Source organism: Variovorax sp. P4_B10 (assembly GCF_056402375.1).
Genome location: NZ_JBFUHN010000102.1, coordinates 1 through 20,573, shown reverse-complemented (window position 1 = coordinate 20,573; position 20,573 = coordinate 1). Strand labels below are relative to the sequence as shown.

The 20,573-nt window shown below is 67.9% G+C and carries 20 protein-coding genes and 1 other RNA gene; 6 read left to right on the top strand and 15 right to left on the bottom strand.

Annotated elements, in window-relative coordinates; translation table 11 throughout:
* Positions 1 to 191: 191 nt before the first annotated feature.
* The 5 genes from AC1DXX_RS29960 to AC1DXX_RS29940 all read right to left on the bottom strand — a co-directional run bounded on the left by AC1DXX_RS29960 (position 192) and on the right by AC1DXX_RS29940 (position 5,636).
* Complete coding sequence (locus tag AC1DXX_RS29960; protein WP_478137840.1) at positions 192 to 1,094, bottom strand: ABC transporter permease; 903 nt, start codon at positions 1,092 to 1,094, stop codon at positions 192 to 194.
* Positions 1,095 to 1,115: 21 nt separating this feature from the next.
* Positions 1,116 to 2,069 carry an ABC transporter permease gene (locus AC1DXX_RS29955; protein WP_478137839.1) on the bottom strand — a complete coding sequence of 318 codons (954 nt, stop codon included), beginning with the start codon at positions 2,067 to 2,069 and terminating at the stop codon, positions 1,116 to 1,118.
* A 42-nt stretch (positions 2,070 to 2,111) separates the two neighbouring features.
* Positions 2,112 to 3,773: an ABC transporter substrate-binding protein gene (locus AC1DXX_RS29950; RefSeq protein WP_478137838.1), complete on the bottom strand. Its 1,662-nt coding sequence runs from the start codon at positions 3,771 to 3,773 to the stop codon at positions 2,112 to 2,114.
* 86 nt (positions 3,774 to 3,859) lie between these two features.
* Positions 3,860 to 4,636: a 2-amino-5-chloromuconate deaminase CnbZ gene (gene cnbZ, locus AC1DXX_RS29945; RefSeq protein WP_478137837.1), complete on the bottom strand. Its 777-nt coding sequence runs from the start codon at positions 4,634 to 4,636 to the stop codon at positions 3,860 to 3,862.
* A gap of 55 nt (positions 4,637 to 4,691) precedes the next feature.
* Positions 4,692 to 5,636, bottom strand: coding sequence for a LysR family transcriptional regulator (locus AC1DXX_RS29940; RefSeq protein ID WP_478137836.1), 945 nt, complete (start codon positions 5,634 to 5,636; stop codon positions 4,692 to 4,694).
* A 145-nt stretch (positions 5,637 to 5,781) separates the two neighbouring features.
* Here AC1DXX_RS29940 and pyrC point away from each other — a divergent pair, with 145 nt between their 5' ends.
* The 4 genes from pyrC to htpX all read left to right on the top strand — a co-directional run bounded on the left by pyrC (position 5,782) and on the right by htpX (position 9,380).
* A complete protein-coding gene (gene pyrC / locus AC1DXX_RS29935) occupies positions 5,782 to 6,813 on the top strand; it encodes a dihydroorotase (RefSeq protein WP_478137835.1) in 1,032 nt (343 codons plus the stop codon).
* Entirely contained in the window at positions 6,810 to 7,625 is an 816-nt protein-coding gene (locus tag AC1DXX_RS29930) for an NYN domain-containing protein (RefSeq protein WP_478137834.1), read from the top strand. The genes pyrC and AC1DXX_RS29930 overlap by 4 nt, the downstream gene beginning before the upstream one ends.
* A complete protein-coding gene (locus AC1DXX_RS29925; protein ID WP_478137833.1) occupies positions 7,622 to 8,356 on the top strand; it encodes a DUF3025 domain-containing protein in 735 nt (244 codons plus the stop codon). Before AC1DXX_RS29930 ends, AC1DXX_RS29925 begins: the two co-directional genes overlap by 4 nt.
* Positions 8,357 to 8,507: 151 nt before the next feature.
* Positions 8,508 to 9,380 carry a protease HtpX gene (htpX, locus tag AC1DXX_RS29920; RefSeq protein ID WP_478137832.1) on the top strand — a complete coding sequence of 291 codons (873 nt, stop codon included), beginning with the start codon at positions 8,508 to 8,510 and terminating at the stop codon, positions 9,378 to 9,380.
* 72 nt (positions 9,381 to 9,452) lie between these two features.
* Here htpX and AC1DXX_RS29915 read toward each other — a convergent pair whose 3' ends face one another.
* From AC1DXX_RS29915 to cysK, 6 genes are all read right to left on the bottom strand, one after another.
* Positions 9,453 to 9,995: a hypothetical protein gene (locus tag AC1DXX_RS29915; protein ID WP_478137831.1), complete on the bottom strand. Its 543-nt coding sequence runs from the start codon at positions 9,993 to 9,995 to the stop codon at positions 9,453 to 9,455.
* Positions 9,992 to 10,435 carry a hypothetical protein gene (locus AC1DXX_RS29910; protein WP_478137830.1) on the bottom strand — a complete coding sequence of 148 codons (444 nt, stop codon included), beginning with the start codon at positions 10,433 to 10,435 and terminating at the stop codon, positions 9,992 to 9,994. Before AC1DXX_RS29910 ends, AC1DXX_RS29915 begins: the two co-directional genes overlap by 4 nt.
* 106 nt (positions 10,436 to 10,541) lie before the next feature.
* Positions 10,542 to 11,399: a ProQ/FinO family protein gene (locus tag AC1DXX_RS29905; protein WP_478137829.1), complete on the bottom strand. Its 858-nt coding sequence runs from the start codon at positions 11,397 to 11,399 to the stop codon at positions 10,542 to 10,544.
* A gap of 65 nt (positions 11,400 to 11,464) precedes the next feature.
* Positions 11,465 to 12,088: a flavin reductase family protein gene (locus AC1DXX_RS29900; protein WP_478137828.1), complete on the bottom strand. Its 624-nt coding sequence runs from the start codon at positions 12,086 to 12,088 to the stop codon at positions 11,465 to 11,467.
* A 63-nt stretch (positions 12,089 to 12,151) separates the two neighbouring features.
* Positions 12,152 to 13,819: an NAD(P)/FAD-dependent oxidoreductase gene (locus AC1DXX_RS29895; protein WP_478137827.1), complete on the bottom strand. Its 1,668-nt coding sequence runs from the start codon at positions 13,817 to 13,819 to the stop codon at positions 12,152 to 12,154.
* Between the two features lie 71 nt (positions 13,820 to 13,890).
* Positions 13,891 to 14,811 carry a cysteine synthase A gene (cysK, locus tag AC1DXX_RS29890; RefSeq protein ID WP_478137826.1) on the bottom strand — a complete coding sequence of 307 codons (921 nt, stop codon included), beginning with the start codon at positions 14,809 to 14,811 and terminating at the stop codon, positions 13,891 to 13,893.
* 391 nt (positions 14,812 to 15,202) lie between these two features.
* Here cysK and rnpB point away from each other — a divergent pair.
* Positions 15,203 to 15,531: RNase P RNA component class A (rnpB, locus tag AC1DXX_RS29885), an RNA gene on the top strand.
* A 31-nt stretch (positions 15,532 to 15,562) separates the two neighbouring features.
* On the opposite strand, the gene AC1DXX_RS29880 is transcribed toward rnpB, so the two are convergent.
* From AC1DXX_RS29880 to AC1DXX_RS29870, 3 genes are all read right to left on the bottom strand, one after another.
* Complete coding sequence (locus AC1DXX_RS29880; RefSeq protein ID WP_478137825.1) at positions 15,563 to 16,108, bottom strand: hypothetical protein; 546 nt, start codon at positions 16,106 to 16,108, stop codon at positions 15,563 to 15,565.
* A gap of 93 nt (positions 16,109 to 16,201) precedes the next feature.
* Positions 16,202 to 16,918 (bottom strand): RNA pseudouridine synthase, encoded by a 717-nt coding sequence (locus tag AC1DXX_RS29875; protein ID WP_478137824.1) that lies wholly within the window; start codon positions 16,916 to 16,918, stop codon positions 16,202 to 16,204.
* Positions 16,915 to 18,594, bottom strand: a complete 1,680-nt coding sequence (locus AC1DXX_RS29870) for an MBL fold metallo-hydrolase (RefSeq protein WP_478137823.1) — start codon at positions 18,592 to 18,594, stop codon at positions 16,915 to 16,917. Before AC1DXX_RS29870 ends, AC1DXX_RS29875 begins: the two co-directional genes overlap by 4 nt.
* A gap of 122 nt (positions 18,595 to 18,716) precedes the next feature.
* Here AC1DXX_RS29870 and AC1DXX_RS29865 point away from each other — a divergent pair, with 122 nt between their 5' ends.
* Positions 18,717 to 19,727: a Bug family tripartite tricarboxylate transporter substrate binding protein gene (locus AC1DXX_RS29865; RefSeq protein ID WP_478137822.1), complete on the top strand. Its 1,011-nt coding sequence runs from the start codon at positions 18,717 to 18,719 to the stop codon at positions 19,725 to 19,727.
* A 210-nt stretch (positions 19,728 to 19,937) separates the two neighbouring features.
* Here the strand turns inward: AC1DXX_RS29865 and AC1DXX_RS29860 are convergent.
* The coding region (locus AC1DXX_RS29860; RefSeq protein WP_478137821.1) for a TorF family putative porin at positions 19,938 to 20,573 on the bottom strand (636 nt) is incomplete at its 5' end.

Below are 20,573 nucleotides of genomic sequence, written 5' to 3'. Positions count from 1 at the left end.
GCGGCCGATCAACCAGTGCTCTGAGCGATCACGCCGATGGGGTGCCTTGCGCAGCGAAATAAAGGAGGAGGCCTGCGGCCCTAGGCCGCGCCGGGGGACATTCGCGGAGCAAGGTACCCCGTCGGCGTGAGCGCGCCCCGAACAACGAACTTCAAACACAACGCGACAAGCAAAAAGACAAGTCCCCATGCTCAGCCCTTGTTGTCCATCGCCGAACGCAGACCGTCCGACAGGAGGTTGAAGGAGATCGACGTGATGAAGATCATCACCCCCGGCAGCGCCGCCACCCACGGCTGCACGTAGATCGCGGTGCGCAGGGTGTTGAGCATCAGGCCCCACTCGGGTTCCGGTGGCTTCACGCCCAGGCCCAGGAACGACAGGCCCGAGGCCAGGATCATCGACACCGCGATCAGGCTGGTGGCGTAGACGAAGATGGGCCCGAGCACATTGCCCAGCACATGCACCCGCACGATGGTGAAGGGGCTGGCGCCCGAGGCGCGCGCCGCTTCCACGTAGTCGCGGGTGCGCACCTGCGTGGTCACGCTTTCGGCCACGCGCGCGATCTGCGGAATGAACACGATGGTCAGCGAGATCAGCGAATTGACCACGCCCGCGCCCAGCGTGCCCGAGAGCGCAATGGCCAGCAGCACCGAGGGAAAGGCGTAGAACACGTCGATGGTGCGCATGATCAGCGTGTTGGTCAGCCCGCCCGCATAGCCGGCAACGATGCCGATGACCGTGCCCAGCACGAAGGCGCAGAGCACCGGCGTGATGCCGATGAAGAGCGACAGCCGCGCGCCGACGATCAGCCGCGAGAGCATGTCGCGGCCCAGCTCGTCGCTGCCGAAGGGCAGGCCCTCGGTGCCGATGGGCTTGAGCCGCTTGAGCATCGACGACTGGTACGGGTCGGACGGTGCGAGCCATGGGCCGAACAGCGCGAGCGCGATCAGCAGCAGCACGACGACGGCCGCACCGATGGCGACCGGGTCGCGGCGAAAGCGCAGCCAGACCGAGGCCCAGTAGCCGCGCGAGCGCTGGGCCGGCAGCGGTTCGACGGCTGCGGCAGTGGGAGAAGAAGCGAGCACGGTGGACATGGTGTTGCGGCTTTCTCTTCTTCAGGCCCGCGCGATGCGCGGGTCCAGCAGGGTTTGCAAGACGTCGACCAGCAGGTTGAGCACGACGAAGAACAGCGCCAGCACGAGGATCGTTCCCTGCAGCAGCGGCAGGTCGCGCTGGAAGATGGCCGAGTTCAGCAGGAAGCCGGTGCCGGGCCACGAGAACACCGTCTCGATCAGGATCGAGCCGCCCAGCAGGTAGCCCAGCTGCAGGCCCATCACCGCCAGCGCCGTGGGCGCTGCGTTCTTCACCATGTGGCGGAACACGCCGACGTGCGTGAGCCCCTTGGCGCGCAGGCCCACGATGAACTCCTGGTCGAGGATGTCGGCCACCAGCGCGCGCACCGTGCGCGCGATGATGCCCATCGGAATCACCGACATCGTGAGCGCCGGCAGCAGCAGGAACTGCAGGTGCGCCCAGTCCCAGGCCCAGTCGTCCGAGCCGCTCGGGCCCGCGCCCGTGGCCGGCAGCCACATGAGCTGCGACGAGAACACGATCACCATCACCATGCCCAGCCAGTAGTGCGGCACGCTCACGCCGAGCACCGACAGCATCGAGGCAAAGCGGTCGACCCACGAGTTGCGGAAGTAGCCCGCCACGAAGCCGAACAGGCAACCCAGCACGAAGCCGATGAAGGTGGCCACCACCGCGAGCCGCAGCGTGTTGCCCACGGCCGTGAACACCTCGCCGGCCACCGCGCGGTTGCTGGCGATGGACACGCCCAGGTCGCCGTGCAGCGCGCGCCAGACCCACATCGCGAACTGCTCGGGCAGCGAGCGGTTGAAGCCATAGAGCTCGCGCAATTGCGCCTGCAGATCGGCGGAGGCGTCGGGCGGCAGGATCGACACCAGCGGATCGCCGGGCGCGATGTGCACGAGCAGAAAGCACACGAGAGCCACGCCGATCATGATCGGCACGGCGTAGATCACGCGGCGCAGGAGGTAAGCGAACATGGTGGCTGGCTCGTGGCTGGCTGGCTGGAAGGAAGGAGGCGGTCAGTCCATCGTCATCGTCGCGATGTCGATGAACCAGCTCTTTGGCTGCACCACGTTCTTCACCTTGGCCGACATGGCGCGCGGACCCACGTCGTGCGCGATCCAGACGAAGGGCGCATCGTCCACGATGTGCGTGTGCAACTTGGCGAGCGCGGCATCGCGTGCCTTGTCGTCGAAGCTGGTGCGCGCATCGGCCACCAGCTTGTCGATCTCGGCGTTGCCGTAGTAGCCCCAGTTGTTCGACACCGGCGGGAAGGCCTTGGTGCTCACGAAGCGCACCATCGCGAAGAACGGGTCCATCGCCGCGAAGCTGATGTTGACCGCGTTGGCGCCGTTGGCCGACGGGTCCTTGGCGCCCTTGCGCCAGTTGGTGAAGAGCGTGTTCCATTCGATCACGTCGAACTGCACGTCGAAGAAGCACTGCTTGAGCGACTGCTGCGCGAACTCGTTCATCGGCAGCGGCTGCATCTGGCCGGAGCCCGAGGCCGAGATCTGCACCTTCACCTTGATCGGCTTGGCGGCCGAATAGCCGGCCTGCGTCATGAGCGCCTGCGCGGCCTTCACGTCGTACTTGATGTCGAAGCCCGGCTTGCCGAACCACGGATGGCCCGGCGGCACCGTGCCCTTGGGCTCGGCCATCATGCCGCCCAGCAGCTGCTTCATGCCGCCGCGGTCGATGCACAGGTTGGCGGCCTGGCGCACGCGCTTGTCGAGCCAGGGCGAGCCTTCGGCGAACGACAGCTGCCACGGCCACACATGCGGCTGTGCGTTCGAATAGATCTTGAAGCCGCGCTGCGTGATCTGCGCCATGGCGTCGGGCGAGGGCGCCTCGATCCAGTCGACCTGCCCGCCCAGCAGTGCGGCGGTGCGCGCGTTGGCTTCAGGCATCGGGATCATCACGACCTTGTCGATCTTCGGCACGCGCCGGGCGTCCCAGTAGGTCTTGTTGGCAGCCAGCTCCAGGCGTTCGCGCGCCACGAAGCGCGTGACCTTGAACGGGCCCGAACCGGCCGGATCGGCGGCGAAGGCGGTCCAGGCCGCCTTCGCCTTGTCGGCGGGCGTTGCGCCGGCGGCGGCGTCGAACTTCTTCTGCCACTGCGCGGGCGAGGCCATGAACAGGTTCGTGAGGTTGATCGGCAGGAAGGCATCGGGCTCGCTGGTGGTGAGCTCGACCGTGAGGTCGTCGATCTTGCGCGCGGTGCGCAGCGTGGGCATGCGCGAGGCGGTCACGCCGACCTGGCTGGGGTCGAACTGCGGCGCGTCCTTGTCGAGCACCTTCTGCACGTTCCACACCACGGCGTCGGCGTTGAAGGCCGAGCCGTCGTGGAACTTGACGCCGGGGCGCAGCTTGAAGACCCACTTGGTCTTGTCCTTCGCGTCGACCGCCCACGAGGCGGCGAGGCCGGGAATCAGCACGCTGGGTGCGTCGGCCTTCGACAGGTCCCACTGCGTGAGCGAGTCGTAGATCGGGATGCCGGTGAAGCGGTTGCCTTCGAAGCCCTGGTCGGGCTGGCCGAGGGTGCGCGGAATGTCGGCTGCGGTCATGGCGATGCGCAGCGTTTTTTCCTGGGCCAGCGCGGCGGGCGCGGCGAAGACCAGGGTGGCGAGCGCCGCGCAGGCGGCCAGGGGTTTCAGGGACAGGGCGGGGGCGGCACGCTTCACATGGAACTCCGGTGTGGGATGACGAAAAAGACCAAAGAAACTCTCAAGCACGACATGTGCCAGCAGGCCGATAGCCCCTGGCCGATTCAAGGCCATGACAGCGCGATCTCCCGCCGCGCGCAGCGCAGGTCCATCTCGACTTCCATGTCCACGATCGGCGGCCGCGCCAGGTGCCAGGTCAGGCCGGTGGTGAGCCCGCCGCGCTGCACGATCTCGTCGAACACCAGCGCGCCGATGTCATGCACCGTGTAGGCCTGCACCGCGGCGGCATCGCGCCAGCCGAAGCCCAGCACGGCGAGGCGGCGTTCCATTTCGGTCATCACGTAGCCGAGCTTGGCGCGCAGGCCGTCGGGGCTGGTGTCGCCCAGGCGGACCATCACGTCGCGATAGCTCGCATGGCCGTCGGGTGCCTCGCCGCCGCCCGAGACCACGAAGCTCGGCGGGCCGGCATCGTCGTCGGCCGGCACGGTGTACGAGAAGGCCTGGAAGGCCGGCGTGGCCGGTGCGCCGACGCGCGGGCACACGTTGGTGCGCGCCACCGGGTTGCGGTCGCCGCGCACCAGCTGCCAGCGTTCGAGCGTGCCGGCATAGAGGCGGTTGAAGTCGTGAAAACCGCGCTCCGAGAACGGTGCGGGCGAGCGCAGTTCGCAGGCGCACAGCGCGGTGAGCGGCCGGCCGACGGCGCCCAGGTGCGCCGCGATGGCGTCGAAGCCGTCCGCCAGCGGCACGGCCCGCTGGAAGCGCACCCGCTCGATGGCAAAGCCGGGCAGCGCCGCCACGCCGGCGGAGTACTGGAAAACGCCCTTCGCGTAGCGGTAGCCGCCTTCGGGGAACGCAATGGTTTCGGTGCTTGGGGTGGTCATGCCGTCTTTCCTGGTCAGCGCCCAATGTAGGGAGCGACGGACTCGGCGGGAAGTCTCATTTCTGCACGCGCGTGTTGCCGGAATCAGAACGCGGCGCGGCGGTGCCGCCGTAGCGCCCCATGCTGGTGGCCAGCATTTCGAGCAGCGCGCGCGCCGCCGGCGACTGGCGCTGCCCCGGCAGCGTGAGCAGGCTGGTCGCGGTGGCGGCAAAGTCGCGCTCCTGCAGCGGCACGGCGCACAGGTCGCCGTTCGACACCTCGTGCAGCGCGGCATAGCGCGGCAGGAAGGTGATGAGGTCGCTGTTGCGCACCACGCCCTTGGCCATGTCGAGCGTGCTGGTCTCGATCACCAGGTCGAGCGACACCTGCGTCTTCGACGCGATGCGGTCGACCAGGTGGCGGATCTGGAACGAGCGGTCGGGCAGCGCCACGCGGTGGCCTTCGAGCTCGCGGAACGACACGCTGCGCCGCCGCGCCAGCGCATGCGTGGGCGCGACGATGGCGCACAGCGGCTGCTCCAGCCGCGCATGCTCGCGAAAGGCATGGCGTTCGGGCAGGTTGAAGGCCAGCGCAATGTCGATACGGCCTTCCTGCAGCGCTTCGAGCACCGCACGCGAGCCCACCACCGAGGCCTGCACCTTCACCTGTGGATGCCGTTTCTGGAAGCGCGCCAGGTTGTTGGCCAGGAAGTGGCCGACCATGCCCTCGATGCTGCCGATGCGCACGGTGCCGGCAGGTTGGCCGGTCAGCTCCTGCAAGGCGCCGCGCAGCGCCTCGCTGTTCTGCAGCGCCTGGTCGGCATGCGCCAGCACCAGCTCGCCGGCCGGCGTGAGCGTGGTGCGGTTGGCGCGGCGATCGAGCAGGGCGGTTTGAAGCTCGCCTTCTAGCTTGGCGATCTGGCGGCTGATGGCGCTCGGCGCCACGCCCAGCTGTTCCGCGGCGCGGCGCAGCGAGCCGGCCTTGGCGGTCTCGCGAAAGTAAAGCATCGCTGTGGACAGCATCGCGGGTGTTCCTCTTTGTCTTGCGGGTGGCCTGTGCCGGCCGAACCTTCGGCCGATCCGCCCCGGACGTCAAGCAACGGGCGTGCCTCGGGGGGCTGCGGCCGCGAGGGCGCCGGAGAGGGGGCGATGCGACAATGGATGGGCCATGACAGACACCCTCACGATCACCCGCCCCGACGACTGGCACCTGCATGTGCGCGATGGCGCCGCGCTCGAAGCCGTCGTGCCCCACAGCGCGCGCCAGTTCGGCCGCGCGCTGATCATGCCGAACCTGCGTCCCCCCGTGACCACCGCCGCGCAGGCCGTGGCCTACCGCGACCGCATCCGCGCCGCCGTACCCGAAGGCACCGCCTTCGAGCCGGTGATGTCGCTCTACCTGACCGACAGGCTGCCGCCCGAAGAAATCGCGCTGGCCGCCGAGGCCGGCGTGCGCGCGCTCAAGCTCTATCCCGCCGGTGCCACCACCAACAGCGATGCCGGCGTGACCGACATCCGCCACACCTACAAGACGCTCGAGGCCATGCAGAAGCACGGCCTGCTGCTGCTCGTGCACGGCGAGGTGACCGACCCGGCCGTCGACCTGTTCGACCGCGAGGCGGTCTTCATCGACCGGGTGATGATTCCGCTCAGGCGCGATTTCCCCGAGCTCAAGGTGGTGTTCGAGCACCTGACGACGAAAGAGGGCGCGCACTACGTGCGCGATGCCGGCCGCTTCACGGCAGCCACCATCACCGCGCACCACCTGCTCTACAACCGCAACGCCATCTTCACCGGCGGCATCCGCCCGCACTACTACTGCCTGCCGGTGCTCAAGCGCGAGACGCACCGCGTGGCGCTGGTCGAGGCGGCCACCAGCGGCAGCGACCGCTTCTTCCTCGGCACCGACAGCGCGCCGCACCCGGCGCACCTGAAGGAGCATGCGCTTGGCTGTGCCGGCTGCTACACCGCGCTGACCGCCATCGAGCTCTATGCCGAGGCCTTCGACAGCGTGAACGCGCTCGACAAGCTCGAAGGCTTCGCGAGCTTCCACGGCCCCGACTTCTACGAACTGCCGCGCCACACCGACACCGTCACGCTGAAGCGCGAAAGCTGGACCGTGCCCGAGACCGTGCCCTACGGCGAGGCCACGCTCAAGCCCCTGCGCGGCGGCGAAACCATCCACTGGAAACTCGCATGACACCGGCGCTGCGCGTGATGTTGCTGATCGATGCCGACAACGTCTCGGCCGACGTGATCGAGCAGGCCGTGCAGCGCACGATGGACGAGTACGGTGCCATCCATGTGCGCCGGGCCTATTGCAACGCCGAGATGGCCGTCAACCGGCAGGCGCTCTTCAAGCGGCTGTCGGTGCGGCCGATGGTGAACCTCTCGGCCGGCAAGAACAGCACCGACATCGCGCTCGCGGTCGATGCGACCGACCTCGTGATCGCCGAGCGGCCCGATGTGGTGGTGCTGGTGTCCTCGGATTCCGACTTCGCGCCGCTCGTGGTCCGCCTGCGCGAAAAGGGCTGCCGCGTCTGCGGCATCGGCCAGCAGGGCAAGACGGGCGAAGAAACGGTTGGCGTGTACGACAGCTTCATCGACCTCGCGCACCACAGCAGCGTGAAGCCCGCTGCCCGCACCGCTGCAGCGAAGAAGGTTGCGGCCAAGGTGCCCGCCGCGAAGACTGCGAAGGCCGCGCAGACGAAGAGCGCGACCGCACCCGCCAAGAAGACCGCGGCGAAGACCGCCGCCAGGAAAACGCCCCGGGCCGCCGCCAAGCCCGCGCCGCGGCCAACCTCCGAGGCTGCCGAATTCATCCTGCAGGCCGTGCCCGCCCTGCGCGGCGGCACCGACGTGCCGCTCAACGACGTGGCGCAGGCCCTGCGCGCGGCCGGGCTGCTCGGCAAGCACGGCAGCTCGCTCAAGCTGTTCGACAAGCTCACCTCGGAGTTCGCCGTGCTGCAGCACCCGGACCGTATCCGCTGGACGGGAGCGCCCGCGCCTTGACCCTGCCGGCGATCGACTGGGCGCAGCCGTGGCTCGCGCCCTATCGCGCCGATGGCGAAACGGCGGCGCAGGCGGCGTGCCGCACGTCGGTCGCTGCTGCGCTGCAAGCCGTGAAACCCGCCCCGGTGCCTGACTTCGTGCGGCAGGACAGCCTGCCCGCGGGGCAAGCCTACGAAGCCCACATCTTCCAGACCCGCACCGTGCCGACCCGCGACAACCTGCACGACTTCTTCAACGGGCTGGTCTGGCTCGCCTTTCCGCAGGCCAAGCGCCGCCTCAACGCGCTGCAGGCCRCCGAAATCGCCCGCACCGGCATCGGTGCCACGCGCGGCCCGCTGCGCGATGCACTCACGCTGTTCGACGAGAACGGTGCGGTGCTCGATGCCCCCGCCGCGCTGTGGAAGGCGCTCGTCGCGCGCGACTGGCCGACCCTTTTCGTGACGCATCGGGCCCTGTGGTCCGAGGCGCGGCTGCTCGTGTTCGGCCATGCGCTGCTCGAAAAGCTCGTCGCGCCCCGGAAGGCCGCCACGGCACACGTGCTGCTGCCGCTGCCCGATGCAGACCGCTCGGCGGCCCTCGACGACGCGGCATTGGCGCAGAGCCTGAGCCCTCAGCGGCTCGCGCAGAAGCCCTTCGTGCCGCTCCCGGTGCTGGGCATACCCGGATGGTGTGCAGACAACGTGTCGGCCGAGTACTACGACGATCCGAAGGTCTTCCGCCCCCGTCCGTAGAACTTTTGCTCCTATCATTGCTCTACCCGCAGCCGCCATGCCGGGGTTGTCGCCAGTATCCAAAAACAAAGAGGCGCCCACGTCGTCGCACGGCTTGAAGAGGGCCCGCCGGTCCTCATCTGAACGGCAGCGTTCCCACGGAGAATCCAACTTGAAACGTATCCTTCTGTTCGTTTTGACCAACGTGATGGTCGTCGCTGTGCTCGGCATCGTCGCGAGCCTGCTCGGCGTCAACCGCTTCCTCACGGGCACCGGCCTGAACCTGACGGCGCTGCTCGGCTTCGCGCTGGTCATGGGCTTCGGCGGCGCGATCATCTCGCTGCTCATCAGCAAGCCCATGGCCAAGTGGACGGCCGGCCTGCGCATGATCGACAACCCCCAGTCGCCCGACGAGGCCTGGATCGTCGCCACCGTGCGCAAGTTCGCCGACAAGGCCGGCGTCGGCATGCCCGAGGTCGCGATCTTCGAAGGCGAGCCCAACGCGTTCGCGACCGGCGCCTTCAAGAACTCGTCGCTCGTGGCCGTGTCCACCGGCCTGCTGCAGAACATGACGCGCGAGGAGGTCGAGGCCGTCATCGGCCACGAGGTCGCCCACATCGCCAACGGCGACATGGTCACGATGACGCTGATCCAGGGCGTGATGAACACCTTCGTCGTGTTCCTCTCGCGCGTGATCGGCTACGCGGTCGACAGCTTCCTGCGCCGCGGCGACGACCGCTCGTCGGGCCCCGGCATCGGCTACTACGTGAGCACCATCGTGCTCGACATCGTGCTGGGCTTTGCCGCCGCGATCGTGGTGGCCTGGTTCTCGCGCCAGCGCGAGTTCCGCGCCGATGCCGGTGCGGCCGCGCTCATGGGCCAGAAGCAGCCGATGATGAACGCGCTCGCGCGCCTCGGCGGCCTGCCAGCCGGCGAACTGCCCAAGGCGGTCGAGGCCATGGGCATCACCGGCAGCATCGGCAAGCTGTTTGCCACGCACCCGCCGATCGAAGAGCGCATCGCTGCGCTGCAGAACGCGCGCTGAGCCGAACGGCAAGACAAAAAAAGGGGCTGGTCGATCGACCAGCCCCTTTTTTCTTTACCGTGCGTCGCCCGGTCAGAGATTGAGCGCCGCGACGGCTTCCAGACCCTTCTTGATGTTGTTGCGCGCGGCGCCTTCCACCGCCATGCGCAGGCGGGTTGTGCCTACCAGCGAATCGAACGCGCCACCCGTGTAGGTCGACTTGACGACCTCGCGCATGGCCACCGATTTGTCGGAGGTCTTGATGAGCGACCAGCCAGCTTCGATCTCGACCGTGAACGAGGCACCGAACATGGGCTTGGTCAACTTGGCGACCGAGACCGACAGCTCGTAGTCGCCGCTCTTGCCGCTGACGACTTCCTTGAACAAGGCCGTCTGCGTGACCGACTTCTCGATGGCGGCGCGCAGGTCGGCGTTGGAGATTTCCGAGCTGCCCATGGCGCTCGTTTCGTTGCCGCCGCCAGTTTTCACCGACAGCGAGTAAGGCAGCTTCTTGCTCGAAGCGATGCTGGTGGCCGTCATGGCTTCGCGGTTGGCCGGTGAGGCGCAACCTGCCAGGACGACGACAACGGCGAGAACGGCCAGCGCACCGGCGCGGCGAAAGGCTTGATGGATCATTTCAGTTTTTCCGATTCTTTGAAGATGTTGCCGAGAACCTCGTCGACCATTGCGGGCGGCGAGAGGCGTGTGAGCGAGGTGTGGAACGAGTTGCCGCTGGCCAGCGGGAAGTCGGACTTCGGGTCGCGGACCATGACCGTGAGTTCGAGCAGGTACATGGTCATGTCCCACATCCACTTGTCGACGTACGTGACGACGGCGTCGACCTTTTCAGGGGCCTTGCCTTCCTCCGGCACCTCGTACCCGCGCTTGCGCAGGTCGCTCGCGATCAGCTTCTGGATCGTGCCGTCCTCGCCCTCGGTTTTCTTGACCTGCACGATGCGCAGCTTGTCGAGATTTGCCGAGGGGTCGACGGTGGCCGTCGCGCGATTGACGGCGCAACCGCTCGCGAACACCGAAACGGCCACGGCTGCGAGCAGCAGCCGGATGACTCTTTTCAATTGACGTTCTCCTCCGCCCGAAATGGGCCGGGGAAATGTAACTGAAATGTATGAAAACGTTTCTTGACGCGCGGCCGTTTGCCGCGAAATCGTGAAATCGGTCCGCTCAGGCCGCGGGCGCCGGCCGTTCGGCGCGTGCGTGCTGCAGGGTGCGCGCCACGTCGCCCGGCTTCATGCCGTACATCTCGGCGAACTCCTGCTCGCTGCGGCCGCTGGCCTCGAAGGCGCGCAGCAGCGCCTCGCGCTTGGCGGCCTGCTGTGCCAGCTCGGCCAGCGCCTCGTCGACGACGGCGTTGTTGTTCTCGTCGCGCGAACGCACGAGCACGGCATAGGCTTCGCGGTCGAGGCCCGAAGCCTCGATCGCCTTGGCGATGCGTGCCACCAGCTGCGGGCGCAGGTCTTCGCCGGTGCGCTGCGAGCGGCGGCGATGCAGCTCGAGGATGGCGTGGTGCACATGCTCGGGCGCAACCGGGTCCAGCGCATTGCCGTCGAGGTCATGGCGCGCCAGGCCGGCCGCCACGCTTTCGAGGTAGCGCGTGGAGCGCGCATGCTGGCCCATCGCGATCTTCAGGTCTTCGGCCTTGAAGTCCTCGGGATGGCGCGCGAGCAATTCTTCGTACACGCCGAGCTTCAGCGGCACGAAGCGCGCGCCGAAGAGCTGCGGGTACAGCTCGAACAGGCGCTCGAGCACCGGGTTGACCTTGCGCGGCGCGCGTTGTTGCTGCTGCTGCGCCTGGGGCTTCCGGGCCTGCTGTTGTTGCTGCGGCCGGTCGCCCTGCGGGCGCGGCTTCTTCGCCCGCGGCGGTCGTTGCTGCTGTTGTTGCGGTTGCTGCTCGGCGGGCGCTTCTGCGCTGGCGCCTGCATCGGCGGTCTTCAGCTGTTGCAGTTGCTCGGCCAGGTCCGGGCGCTGGCGCCGTGCGTTGCGCGAGTTCGTGTTCGGGGCGGCGGTGGATGCGTCGGTCATACGGGTGGCTCGGCGATGGGCGCGATGGAATGGATGGGGAACACAGGAAAACCGGTTCTGCGCAGTCAGCGCGGCCGGAACATCCTGAACATATTGTCGGGGCTGATCTCGAAATAGTCGGCCGGACCGCCGCCGCGCAGGATGGGCTGCGCCGCCGCGGTGTCGTAGATGCCGTCTTTCAGCAGGTGGCGTGCGATGTGCACCCCCACCACTTCGCCGAGGATCAGCCAGGTGGGCACGGGTACGCCGTCGACGCCTTCGAGCTGCAGCAGCTGGGTCAGCCGGCACTCGAAGGACACGGGGCTCTCGGCCACGCGCGGCACGGCGATCTGGCGCGAGGCCGCGGGCGTGAGCTCTGCGAGCTCGAACTCGTTCACCTCGGGCGGCACGGCCGCGCACGAGCGGTTCATCTGCTCGGCCAGCGGCCGGGTCGCGAGGTTCCAGCCGAACTCCCGTGTCTGGCGGATGTTGTGCAGGCTGTCCTTCGCGCCGATGCTCGCGAAACCGACGATCGGCGGCGTGTAGTTGAAGGCGTTGAAGAAACTGTAGGGCGCGAGGTTGAGCACGCCGTTCTCGTCCTGCGACGAGACCCAGCCGATCGGCCGCGGACCGACCATCGCATTGAACGGGTCGTGCGGCAGGCCATGGCCCCTGGCGGGTTCGTAGAAATGAAAATCGTCGCCGGTCATCGGGGTCCTAGTGGCTCAGGGCCGGAGTGCGCATGGCCTGACGGCCGGAAGGGCGGGCTTGCATCAGACGCTCGCCGTGCGCTCGCGTTCCGCCTCGGCCAGCACGCTGCGCGCCACCGCCTCGGCCACCTTGATGCCGTCGACGCCGGCCGAGAGGATGCCGCCCGCGTAGCTCGCGCCTTCGCCGGCCGGATACAGGCCGCGCACGTTGAGGCTCTGGAAGTCGTCGCCGCGCGTGATGCGGATCGGCGACGAGGTGCGCGTTTCGACGCCGGTGAGCACCGCGTCGTGCAGGTCGAAGCCCTTGATCTTGCGGCCGAAGGCGGGGAAGGCCTCGCGCATCGCCTCGATCGCATAGGCCGGCAGCGCCTGGTGCAGGTCGGTCGGCGTCACGCCGGGCTTGTACGAGGGTGTCACGCTGCCGAGCGCCGTCGAGGGCTTGCCGGCCACGAAGTCGCCCACCAGCTGCCCGGGGGCGTGGTAGTTGCTGCCGCCGAGCACATAGGCGTTCGATTCGAGCTCGCGCTGCAGCGCGATGCCGGCGAGCGCATCGCCCGTGGAATTGGATTCCCATCCTGGGAAGTCGCGCGGGTCGATGCCCACCACGATGCCCGCATTGGCGTTGCGCTCGTTGCGCGAATACTGGCTCATGCCGTTGGTGACCACGCGGCCCGGCTCGCTGGTGGCCGCGACCACCGTGCCGCCCGGGCACATGCAGAAGCTGTAGACCGAGCGGCCGTTGCTGGCGTGGTGCACCAGCTTGTAGTCGGCCGCGCCGAGCAGCGGGTGGCCCGCATGGCGGCCCCAGCGCGCGCGGTCGATCAGGCCCTGCGGATGCTCGACGCGAAAGCCGATGGAGAAGGGCTTGGCCTCGATGTGCACGCCGCGCGCGTGCAGCATGGCGAAGGTGTCGCGCGAGCTGTGGCCCAGCGCCATCACGACGTGGTCGGCGCGCAGTTCGCTCGTCTGGCCGGTGGCCTGGTCGAGCACCGTGAGGCCGCGAAGCTGACCGTCTTCGATCTGCACATCGGTCACGCGCTGCTCGAAGCGGATCTCGCCGCCGAGCGCCACGATCTGCTCGCGGATGTTCTCGACCACCTTCACCAGCTTGAAGGTGCCGATGTGCGGATGCGCGACGTAGAGGATCTCGGGCGGCGCGCCGGCCTTCACGAACTCTTCCATCACCTTGCGGCCGAGGAAGCGCGGGTCCTTGATCTGGCTGTAGAGCTTGCCGTCGGAAAACGTGCCGGCCCCGCCTTCGCCGAACTGCACGTTCGACTCGGGGTTGAGCACGCTCTTGCGCCACAGGCCCCAGGTGTCGCGGGTGCGCTGGCGCACGGTCTTGCCGCGTTCGAGCACGATGGGCCTGAAGCCCATCTTCGCGAGCATCAGCGCCGCGAAGATGCCGCAGGGGCCGAAGCCGATCACCACGGGGCGGCTCGCGCCTTCGGGCGCATCGGCCGGCGGCACGTAGGCCATGTCGGGCGCGGGCTGGATGTGCGGATGGGCGGCGTGCTTCGCGAGCAGGGCGGCTTCGAGTTTGGCATCGGCGAGCTGCACGTCGCAGATGTAGACCGTGAGCAGGTCGACCTTGCGCGCGTCGAAGCTGCGCTTGAAGACGGTGTGGGAGGCGATCGCTTCGAGCGGGACGTCGAGGGTCCTGGCGATCAATGAGACCAGCGCATCAGGCGCGTGGTCGAGCGGGAGTTTGAGTTCGGAGATTCTCAGCATGTCGGTGGCTTGTGGTTATCAAGCAGACCGGGGATTTTACGCGCCAGGGCGCTATGAAAGAGATAGCTGGATCAGGCCGGCAGGAAGCCTTCGACCGAGAGGTAGCGCTCGCCCGTGTCGTAGTTGAAGCCCAGCACCACCGCATCGGGCGCCAGCGAGGGCAGCTTCTGCGCGATGGCCGCGAGCGTGGCGCCCGACGAGATGCCCACGAGGATGCCTTCTTCCTGCGCGCAGCGGCGGGCCATCTCGCGGGCCGGCTCGGCATCGACCTGCAGCACGCCGTCGAGCAGCGAGGTGTCGAGGTTCTTCGGGATGAAGCCCGCGCCGATGCCCTGGATCGGGTGCGGTGCCGGTGCGCCGCCGGAGATGACGGGCGAGGCCACCGGCTCCACCGCGAACACCTGCAGCCTGGGCCACTTTTTCTTGAGCACCTTCGCCACGCCCGTGATGTGGCCGCCGGTGCCCACGCCGGTGATGATCACGTCGATGCCGTCGGGGAAATCGGCCGCGATTTCTTCGGCCGTGGTGCGCACGTGCACCTCGACGTTGGCCGGGTTGTTGAACTGCTGCGGCATCCACGCGCCGGGCGTGCCGGCCACGRTTTCCTCGGCGCGGGCGATGGAGCCCTTCATGCCGTTGGCGCGCGGCGTCAGGTCGAAGGTGGCGCCGTAGGCCAGCATCAGCCGGCGGCGCTCGACCGACATGCTGTCGGGCATCACCAGGATCAGCTTGTAGCCCTTGACGGCCGCCACCATCGCGAGGCCGATGCCTGTGTTGCCCGAGGTGGGCTCGACGATGGTGCCGCCGGGTTTCAGCGCGCCGGACTTCTCGGCGTCTTCCACCATCGAGAGCGCGATGCGGTCCTTGATCGAGCCGCCGGGGTTGGCGCGTTCGGACTTGATCCAGACCTGCTGTTTTGCATTGCCGAACAGGCGGTTGATGCGGATGTGCGGTGTGTTGCCGATGGTCTCGAGGATGTTCTGGGCCTTCATTGAATTCTCCTTGGATGCGGGTTGTCGACGGACAGCGTGCATTGTGAGACCAGCTGCGCGAAGTGCGCGTGGACCTGGAGCATTCGGGGCGCGTGCACAGGCCACCGGGTGCTCCCCTCCGCGAATGTCCCCCGCTTCGCTCCTCCTTTATTTCGCTGCGGGGAGCACCCGGTGCCCTGTGCACGAGGGCACGCTGCCGGTTTGCAGCCGATCAACCAGTGCTCTGAGCGATCACGCCGATGGTGTGCTCTGCACAGCGAAATAAAGGAGGAGGCCTGCGGCCCTAGGCCGCGCCGGGGGACATTCGCTTCGCTGCGCACACCGTCGGCGTGAGCGCGCCCCGAACGACCCGCCAACAACCCAACGCATCATGAGGCGATAATCCCCCTGTGAAGCACGCCAGACCGCCGCTGGTGCAAGTCTCGAAAGAGCGCACTGGAGGAACGTCCGGACTGCAAAGGACAGCGCAGGAGTTAACGACTCTCCACCGTGAGGTGAGGATCAGAGCAACAGAGACGAGCCGATTGAGTTCGGGTGAAACGGGCAATCTCTGCGCGCAGCAACACCAAGTAGGCCAGTATTGAGGTGGTTCCGCTGAGCTGGCGGGTAGGTGGCATCGAGCCGTTTGGCGACAAACGGCCCAGAGTAATGGCGGTCACGCCGAAGGCTTCGCAAGAGGCTTTCGGTGCACAGAATCCGGCTTATCGGCGGGCTTCACACTTTTTTCTTCTCCCGGCCGTGGCCGGTCCGCTCAGCGCGTGAACAGCCAGCCGCCCCTGGGCTGGCGCATCAGCTCGTGGCGCCTGACCGAGTGCTCCTCCCCGTCGTCGCCCACGTAGACCACGTCGAAGCGCAGCAGCTTCGGCGACACCATCTTCCAGTTCTGGATGCGCTTGACGGTCACGCAGGCCGTCTTGTCGTGGTACTGCATCTGCGCCATCGGGCCGCCCTGGAAGCCCGTGCCGTCGAACAGCCGGCCCGGCGCCGCGAAGGGATTGAGCACGGCGCCGTTGCGGGCCGTGATGCAGCCTTCGGCTCGCACGAAGGACTCGATGGTGGGCGCCGCGCTGCGCACCACCTTCGTCACGGCCGGGCTCGGTGCCTGGGTACCGATGGCCTCGCGGATGCGCTCCACCTGCTCCCCGGTGATCGGTGCAAGCCCGTCCTTGGACACCACGGCGGGTGGCGCAGCGGCAGGTTCGGAGGCAGGCAGCAGCGGTGCGACGAGGCTGCAGCCCGCAACAAATGCGAGGGGTACGGTGCAGGCCAGTGCAGCGGCCGGTGTTCCGAATCTCATGGCTCGATCTCCCTGTCGGCGGCGCGAGGCCGCGGCTGACTGAAAATTGCAGACCGCGAACATGCGGTGCGTCGTCGTTGTTGTCCGTCCTCTTCAAAAACGTTCGTGCGGCGCCAGGTAGCGCCACTGGCCGGGCTGCAACCCCGCCAGCGGCACCCGGCCGATGCGGATGCGCCGCATCGCAACGATGGTCAGGCCCATCTGGTCGCAAAGGTGCGCGATCTGCCCGGGCCGCGCCCCCTTGAGCGCAAAGCGCAGGCCGGTCTGGTCGTCGGCCTGGCGGCCGATGCTCACGCGTGCCGGCGAACGCTCGAAGCGCGCGAGCACCTCGGGGCTCACCGTGCCGGCCACGTCGACCATCACCTCGTGTTCGAGGATGCCCGCGTCTTCCTGCAGCTTGCGTTCGATGCGGAACTCCTGCGTATAGGCCACGAGGCCGCTGGCGCCGGTCTCGAGCGGCGTCATGCAGTGTTGCCCCTTGGCATGCGCCGGCAGAAAACGCTGGCCGGCGCGCTCGGGCTCGTGATGGTTGGCGGCCACCAGCAGTTTGTGCGCGGTATCGGTCGGCATGCCGGCAGGTTTGTACAGCAGCAGCGTGACAGGCAGCACCGGCTCGGGCTTGGCGCCGGCCTCGATCTCGACCTGCTGGTGCGGCTGCACGCGCGACTGCGGCAGCAGGGCGGGCACGCCATCGACGCGCACCGCGCCGTTCTCGATCAGCAGCTCGGCCTCGCGCCGCGACACACCGGCCATGGCGGCCACGCGCTTGGCGAGGCGGATACCTTCGTCTTCGGAGGGTCTGTTGTTCATCGGGCCGCCGTCTGTTGCTGCTGGATGCGCGCCACATGCGCGGCCAGCGAGCGCGCCGCCACCGGCCACATGCGCTCGGGCACGTCGTCGTAGGCGAGCGGCAGCCATTGCTCGGGCGTGCCCTGGGGCAGCTGCTGCATGGCGGCGGCGATCTTGGCTTCGCGCCTCAGGCGGTGCGCCTTCAGCTGTGCAATGGCCATGCGCGCAAATCCGATCACGTGGCCGTGGGCCGGCAAGATGAATTCGATGCCGCCCGCCGCGCAGGCCGCGTCGAGGTTGTCGAGCGAGTCGAGGTAGGCCGTCATGTCGCCGTCGGGCGGATCGATCACCGTGGTGCTGCCGTTGAGGATGTGGTCGCCGGAGAACAGCAGGCCGTCCTCCTCGAGCACCAGGCAGAGGTGGTTGGCCGCGTGGCCGGGCGTGTGGATCACGCGCAGGGTGTGGGTGATGAGGCGTCCTTCGGTGGTGATGCCCGAGAGCTCGAGGCGCTCGCCGTCTCCCAGTGCGCGCTCGGGCGTGAAGCGAGCCGCGGCGCGCGCGGTCGGCGCCGAGGGCAGGCCCAGGATCGGCGGCTTGTTCGTCTTGCACAGCGCCTGCAGCGGCGCGGCGCCCGGCGAATGGTCGGCATGCGAGTGCGTGCAGACGATCATGCGGATGTTGCCGTGCGTGGCGCGCCAGAGGCGGCCGATGTGGTCGAAATCGTTCGGGCCCGGGTCGATCACGAGGTAGCCCGTGGCCGCGTCGCCCACGATGTAGGTGTTGGTGCCCGGGCCGGTCATCACGCCGGGGTTGGGTGCGGTGAGGCGCTGCACGTTCTTCAGGAGCGGCACCGGGTGCTCGCTCTGCCAGTCGAGCGGGTGCACGACCTGGCCGTCGGGGCACACCAGCGCGAGCTCGCCGTAGGGCGCATCGGTTTCCATGTAGCGCGCGTCTTCGCCTTTAAGCAGGCCGGCGCGCGGGCAGCTGGTCCACAGCGGCACCTCGCCATTGCCGGCAGGCGCGCAGGCCGCGAGCACCGCATCGACCGTCGCATAGGCGGCCATGCGCTGCAGCGTGCGCACGGTCGGGAAGATCATGAAGAAGCTGCCCGCCGCATGGCGCGCGAGCGCGTCGGCCGGGCGCACCCAGCTGGGCTCGAACTGCTCGCTCTCGTCGGCCGTGGGGGTCTGGCCTTCGGGCATGCGCGCCACCAGGAAGGGCACGTCGAAGCGCTTGGGCAGGTCGCGGTCGGTGATCCAGTGCGCGAAGGTGAACACCTGGTCGGAAGAAAGAACCAACCCGCGTTCCGCGCACTGGTCGGCGAAGCCCGTGCCCGCGGTGGCGCTGCGGTCCATCGAGGCAATTTCCGCGGCGGTCACCGGGCTGCCGTCGGCATGGCGGGCAAGCAGCACGCCGAGTTCCTCGAAACCTTCGCGGATGGCTGCGATGGCCTGCGTGCGCTGCACGCGGCTCTGGGTGGGGCGGCGGGTGGCGATGCGCTTGGCGGCTTCGTCGGCCGCGTCGATGTGGCCGCCGGGGAACACGTAGGCGCCCGGCGCGAAGCTCGCGGTGGCCGAGCGGCGGGTCATCAGCACTTCGACGCCGGCGGCGGTGTCGCGCAGCAGCAGCACGGTGGCGGCGGCGCGCACGGGCGCGGGCTCGCGTGCGGGGTGGAGTTGTTGGGAGGAACGGACCATGGGGCGATTATGGGGAGCGGCTGCAATGCGCAAATGTCGCGGCGCATAAGCTCATGGGGGAACAGGTATGAGCCGCGCGCCACAATTCGTGTCCGCACCGCCCGCCTCGAAGAAAGACAGTCATGGTCCATTCTCCCTTCTCTGGTTTTTCACGCCGTTCCCTGCTGCTGGCTGGCGCCGCCCTGTGCGCCGCCGCGTCGCCTGTGGCCTTTGCCCAGAACGACTGGCCGCAACAGCCCGTCACGTTGATCATGGGCTTCCCGGCCGGTTCGGGCGTCGACGTGGTCGCCCGTTCCATCCAGGAACCGCTGGCCAGACAGCTCGGCCGGCCGGTCATCATCGACTACAAGTCGGGCGCCGCCGGCAACATCGCGAGCGAGTACGTGGCGCACGCCAAGCCCGACGGCTACACGCTTTCCTTCGGCACCGCCGCCACGCACGGCAGCAACGCCGCGCTCTACAAGAAGCTGCCCTTCGACGTGGAGACCGACTTCGTGCCCGTGGCGCCGGTGCTCGACGTGTCGAACGTGCTCACCATCAATTCCGACGTGATCAACGTGAAGACCTTGAAGGAGTTCGTCGATCTCGTCAAGGCCAACCCCGGCAAGTACAACTATGCATCTACAGGCAACGGCGCCGGCACGCACATGGCCTTTGCCGAGTTCAACTCGCGCCTCGGGCTGAACATGGTGCATGTGCCCTACAAGGGCGGGCCCGAGGCCATCACCTCGGTCGTGCGCGGCGAGACCTGCTGCATCATGAACCAGGTGCAGACCGTGCTGCCGCACTACAAGGCCGGCAAGGTGCGGCTGCTGGGCGTGACCACGGCGGCGCCGGTGGCAGCGGTCAAGGAAGTGCCCACCATCGCCTCGAGCGGACTGCCGGGCACCAAGGGCTTCGACAGCTCGATCTGGTTCGGCATCTTCGCGCCCAAGGGCACGGACCCGCAGATCGTCGACAAGCTCAATGCCGCCGTGAAGGCGGTGCTCGAGCAGCCCGAGATCCGCGAGAAGTTCGAGGCCCAGGGCAACACCATCCGCATCGAGTCGCCTGCGCAGTTCAAGAAGACCGTGCATGACAACCGGGTGAAGTGGGCCGAGGTGGCCAAGGCTGCGAACATCAGCATCGATTGAGGCTGATCGTTGGGGCTTGTGTTTCGGGGCTTGTGTTCAGGGCGCGTGCACAGGCCACCGGGTGCTCCCCTCCGCGAATGTCCCCCGCTTCGCTCCTCCTTTATTTCGCTGCGGGGAGCACCCGGTGCCCTGTGCACGAGAGGCGCGGCTGTAGTGCTGGCCGATCAACCGCCGCGCCCCGAACAAGGCACCTCCAGGTGACGACGAAAACTACAGCGTCTTCGTCAGCGTGAGGATGAAGCGCGCCTTGTTGGGCGAGTAGGTCGTCTGGCCGAAGGTGCCGAAGCCGAAGTCGTAGCCCGGGTTGGCCACGGCCAGGTACGAGCTCTTCTTGTTGGCGCCCTGCACCGAACCGGTGAGCGACAGGCCGTTGCCGAAGTCGTACGAGGCGCCCACGTTGTAGTCCACATAGCTCTTGTAGCCCAGGCTGCGGATGTCGCTGGACATGTGGGTGTAGCCCACGGCCGCCTTCAGCGTGACCTTGGGCACGATTTCCTTGCTGTACGCGAGGTTCAGGTAGCCGGTGTTGGTGCCCTTCAGGCCCGAGCCGGCCTTGTTGCCTGCATAGCCGAAGTAGTCCTTGGAGACGGTGTGCGAGTACTTGGCGGTGAACGAGCCGAGGCTTTCGTTGGCGTAGGTGGCGCCCACGTAGAGCTCGGTGGTGTTGCCCGCGGAGTTGCCCGGGTAGATGTAGGTGAGCGCACCGACGTCCATGTCGAGCGGGCCGGCCTTGAACTTGTAGCCGCCGTAGATGTCGCTCTCGATGCTGTTGCCCTTGAGCCAGTTGACGCTGGAGTTCCAGTTGCCGACGTAGAAGCCGCTCTCGCCGAAGGCGTAGTCGTAGTC

Coding starts and splice junctions, on each gene's coding strand:
- AC1DXX_RS29960 (WP_478137840.1), bottom strand. CDS start 1,094: ATGTCCACCGTGCTCGCTTCTTCTCCCACTGCCGCAGCCGTCGAACCG.
- AC1DXX_RS29955 (WP_478137839.1), bottom strand. CDS start 2,069: ATGTTCGCTTACCTCCTGCGCCGCGTGATCTACGCCGTGCCGATCATG.
- cnbZ (WP_478137837.1), bottom strand. CDS start 4,636: ATGACCACCCCAAGCACCGAAACCATTGCGTTCCCCGAAGGCGGCTAC.
- AC1DXX_RS29940 (WP_478137836.1), bottom strand. CDS start 5,636: ATGCTGTCCACAGCGATGCTTTACTTTCGCGAGACCGCCAAGGCCGGC.
- pyrC (WP_478137835.1), top strand. CDS start 5,782: ATGACAGACACCCTCACGATCACCCGCCCCGACGACTGGCACCTGCAT.
- AC1DXX_RS29930 (WP_478137834.1), top strand. CDS start 6,810: ATGACACCGGCGCTGCGCGTGATGTTGCTGATCGATGCCGACAACGTC.
- AC1DXX_RS29915 (WP_478137831.1), bottom strand. CDS start 9,995: ATGATCCATCAAGCCTTTCGCCGCGCCGGTGCGCTGGCCGTTCTCGCC.
- AC1DXX_RS29905 (WP_478137829.1), bottom strand. CDS start 11,399: ATGACCGACGCATCCACCGCCGCCCCGAACACGAACTCGCGCAACGCA.
- AC1DXX_RS29900 (WP_478137828.1), bottom strand. CDS start 12,088: ATGACCGGCGACGATTTTCATTTCTACGAACCCGCCAGGGGCCATGGC.
- AC1DXX_RS29895 (WP_478137827.1), bottom strand. CDS start 13,819: ATGCTGAGAATCTCCGAACTCAAACTCCCGCTCGACCACGCGCCTGAT.
- AC1DXX_RS29880 (WP_478137825.1), bottom strand. CDS start 16,108: ATGAGATTCGGAACACCGGCCGCTGCACTGGCCTGCACCGTACCCCTC.
- AC1DXX_RS29875 (WP_478137824.1), bottom strand. CDS start 16,918: ATGAACAACAGACCCTCCGAAGACGAAGGTATCCGCCTCGCCAAGCGC.
- AC1DXX_RS29870 (WP_478137823.1), bottom strand. CDS start 18,594: ATGGTCCGTTCCTCCCAACAACTCCACCCCGCACGCGAGCCCGCGCCC.
- AC1DXX_RS29865 (WP_478137822.1), top strand. CDS start 18,717: ATGGTCCATTCTCCCTTCTCTGGTTTTTCACGCCGTTCCCTGCTGCTG.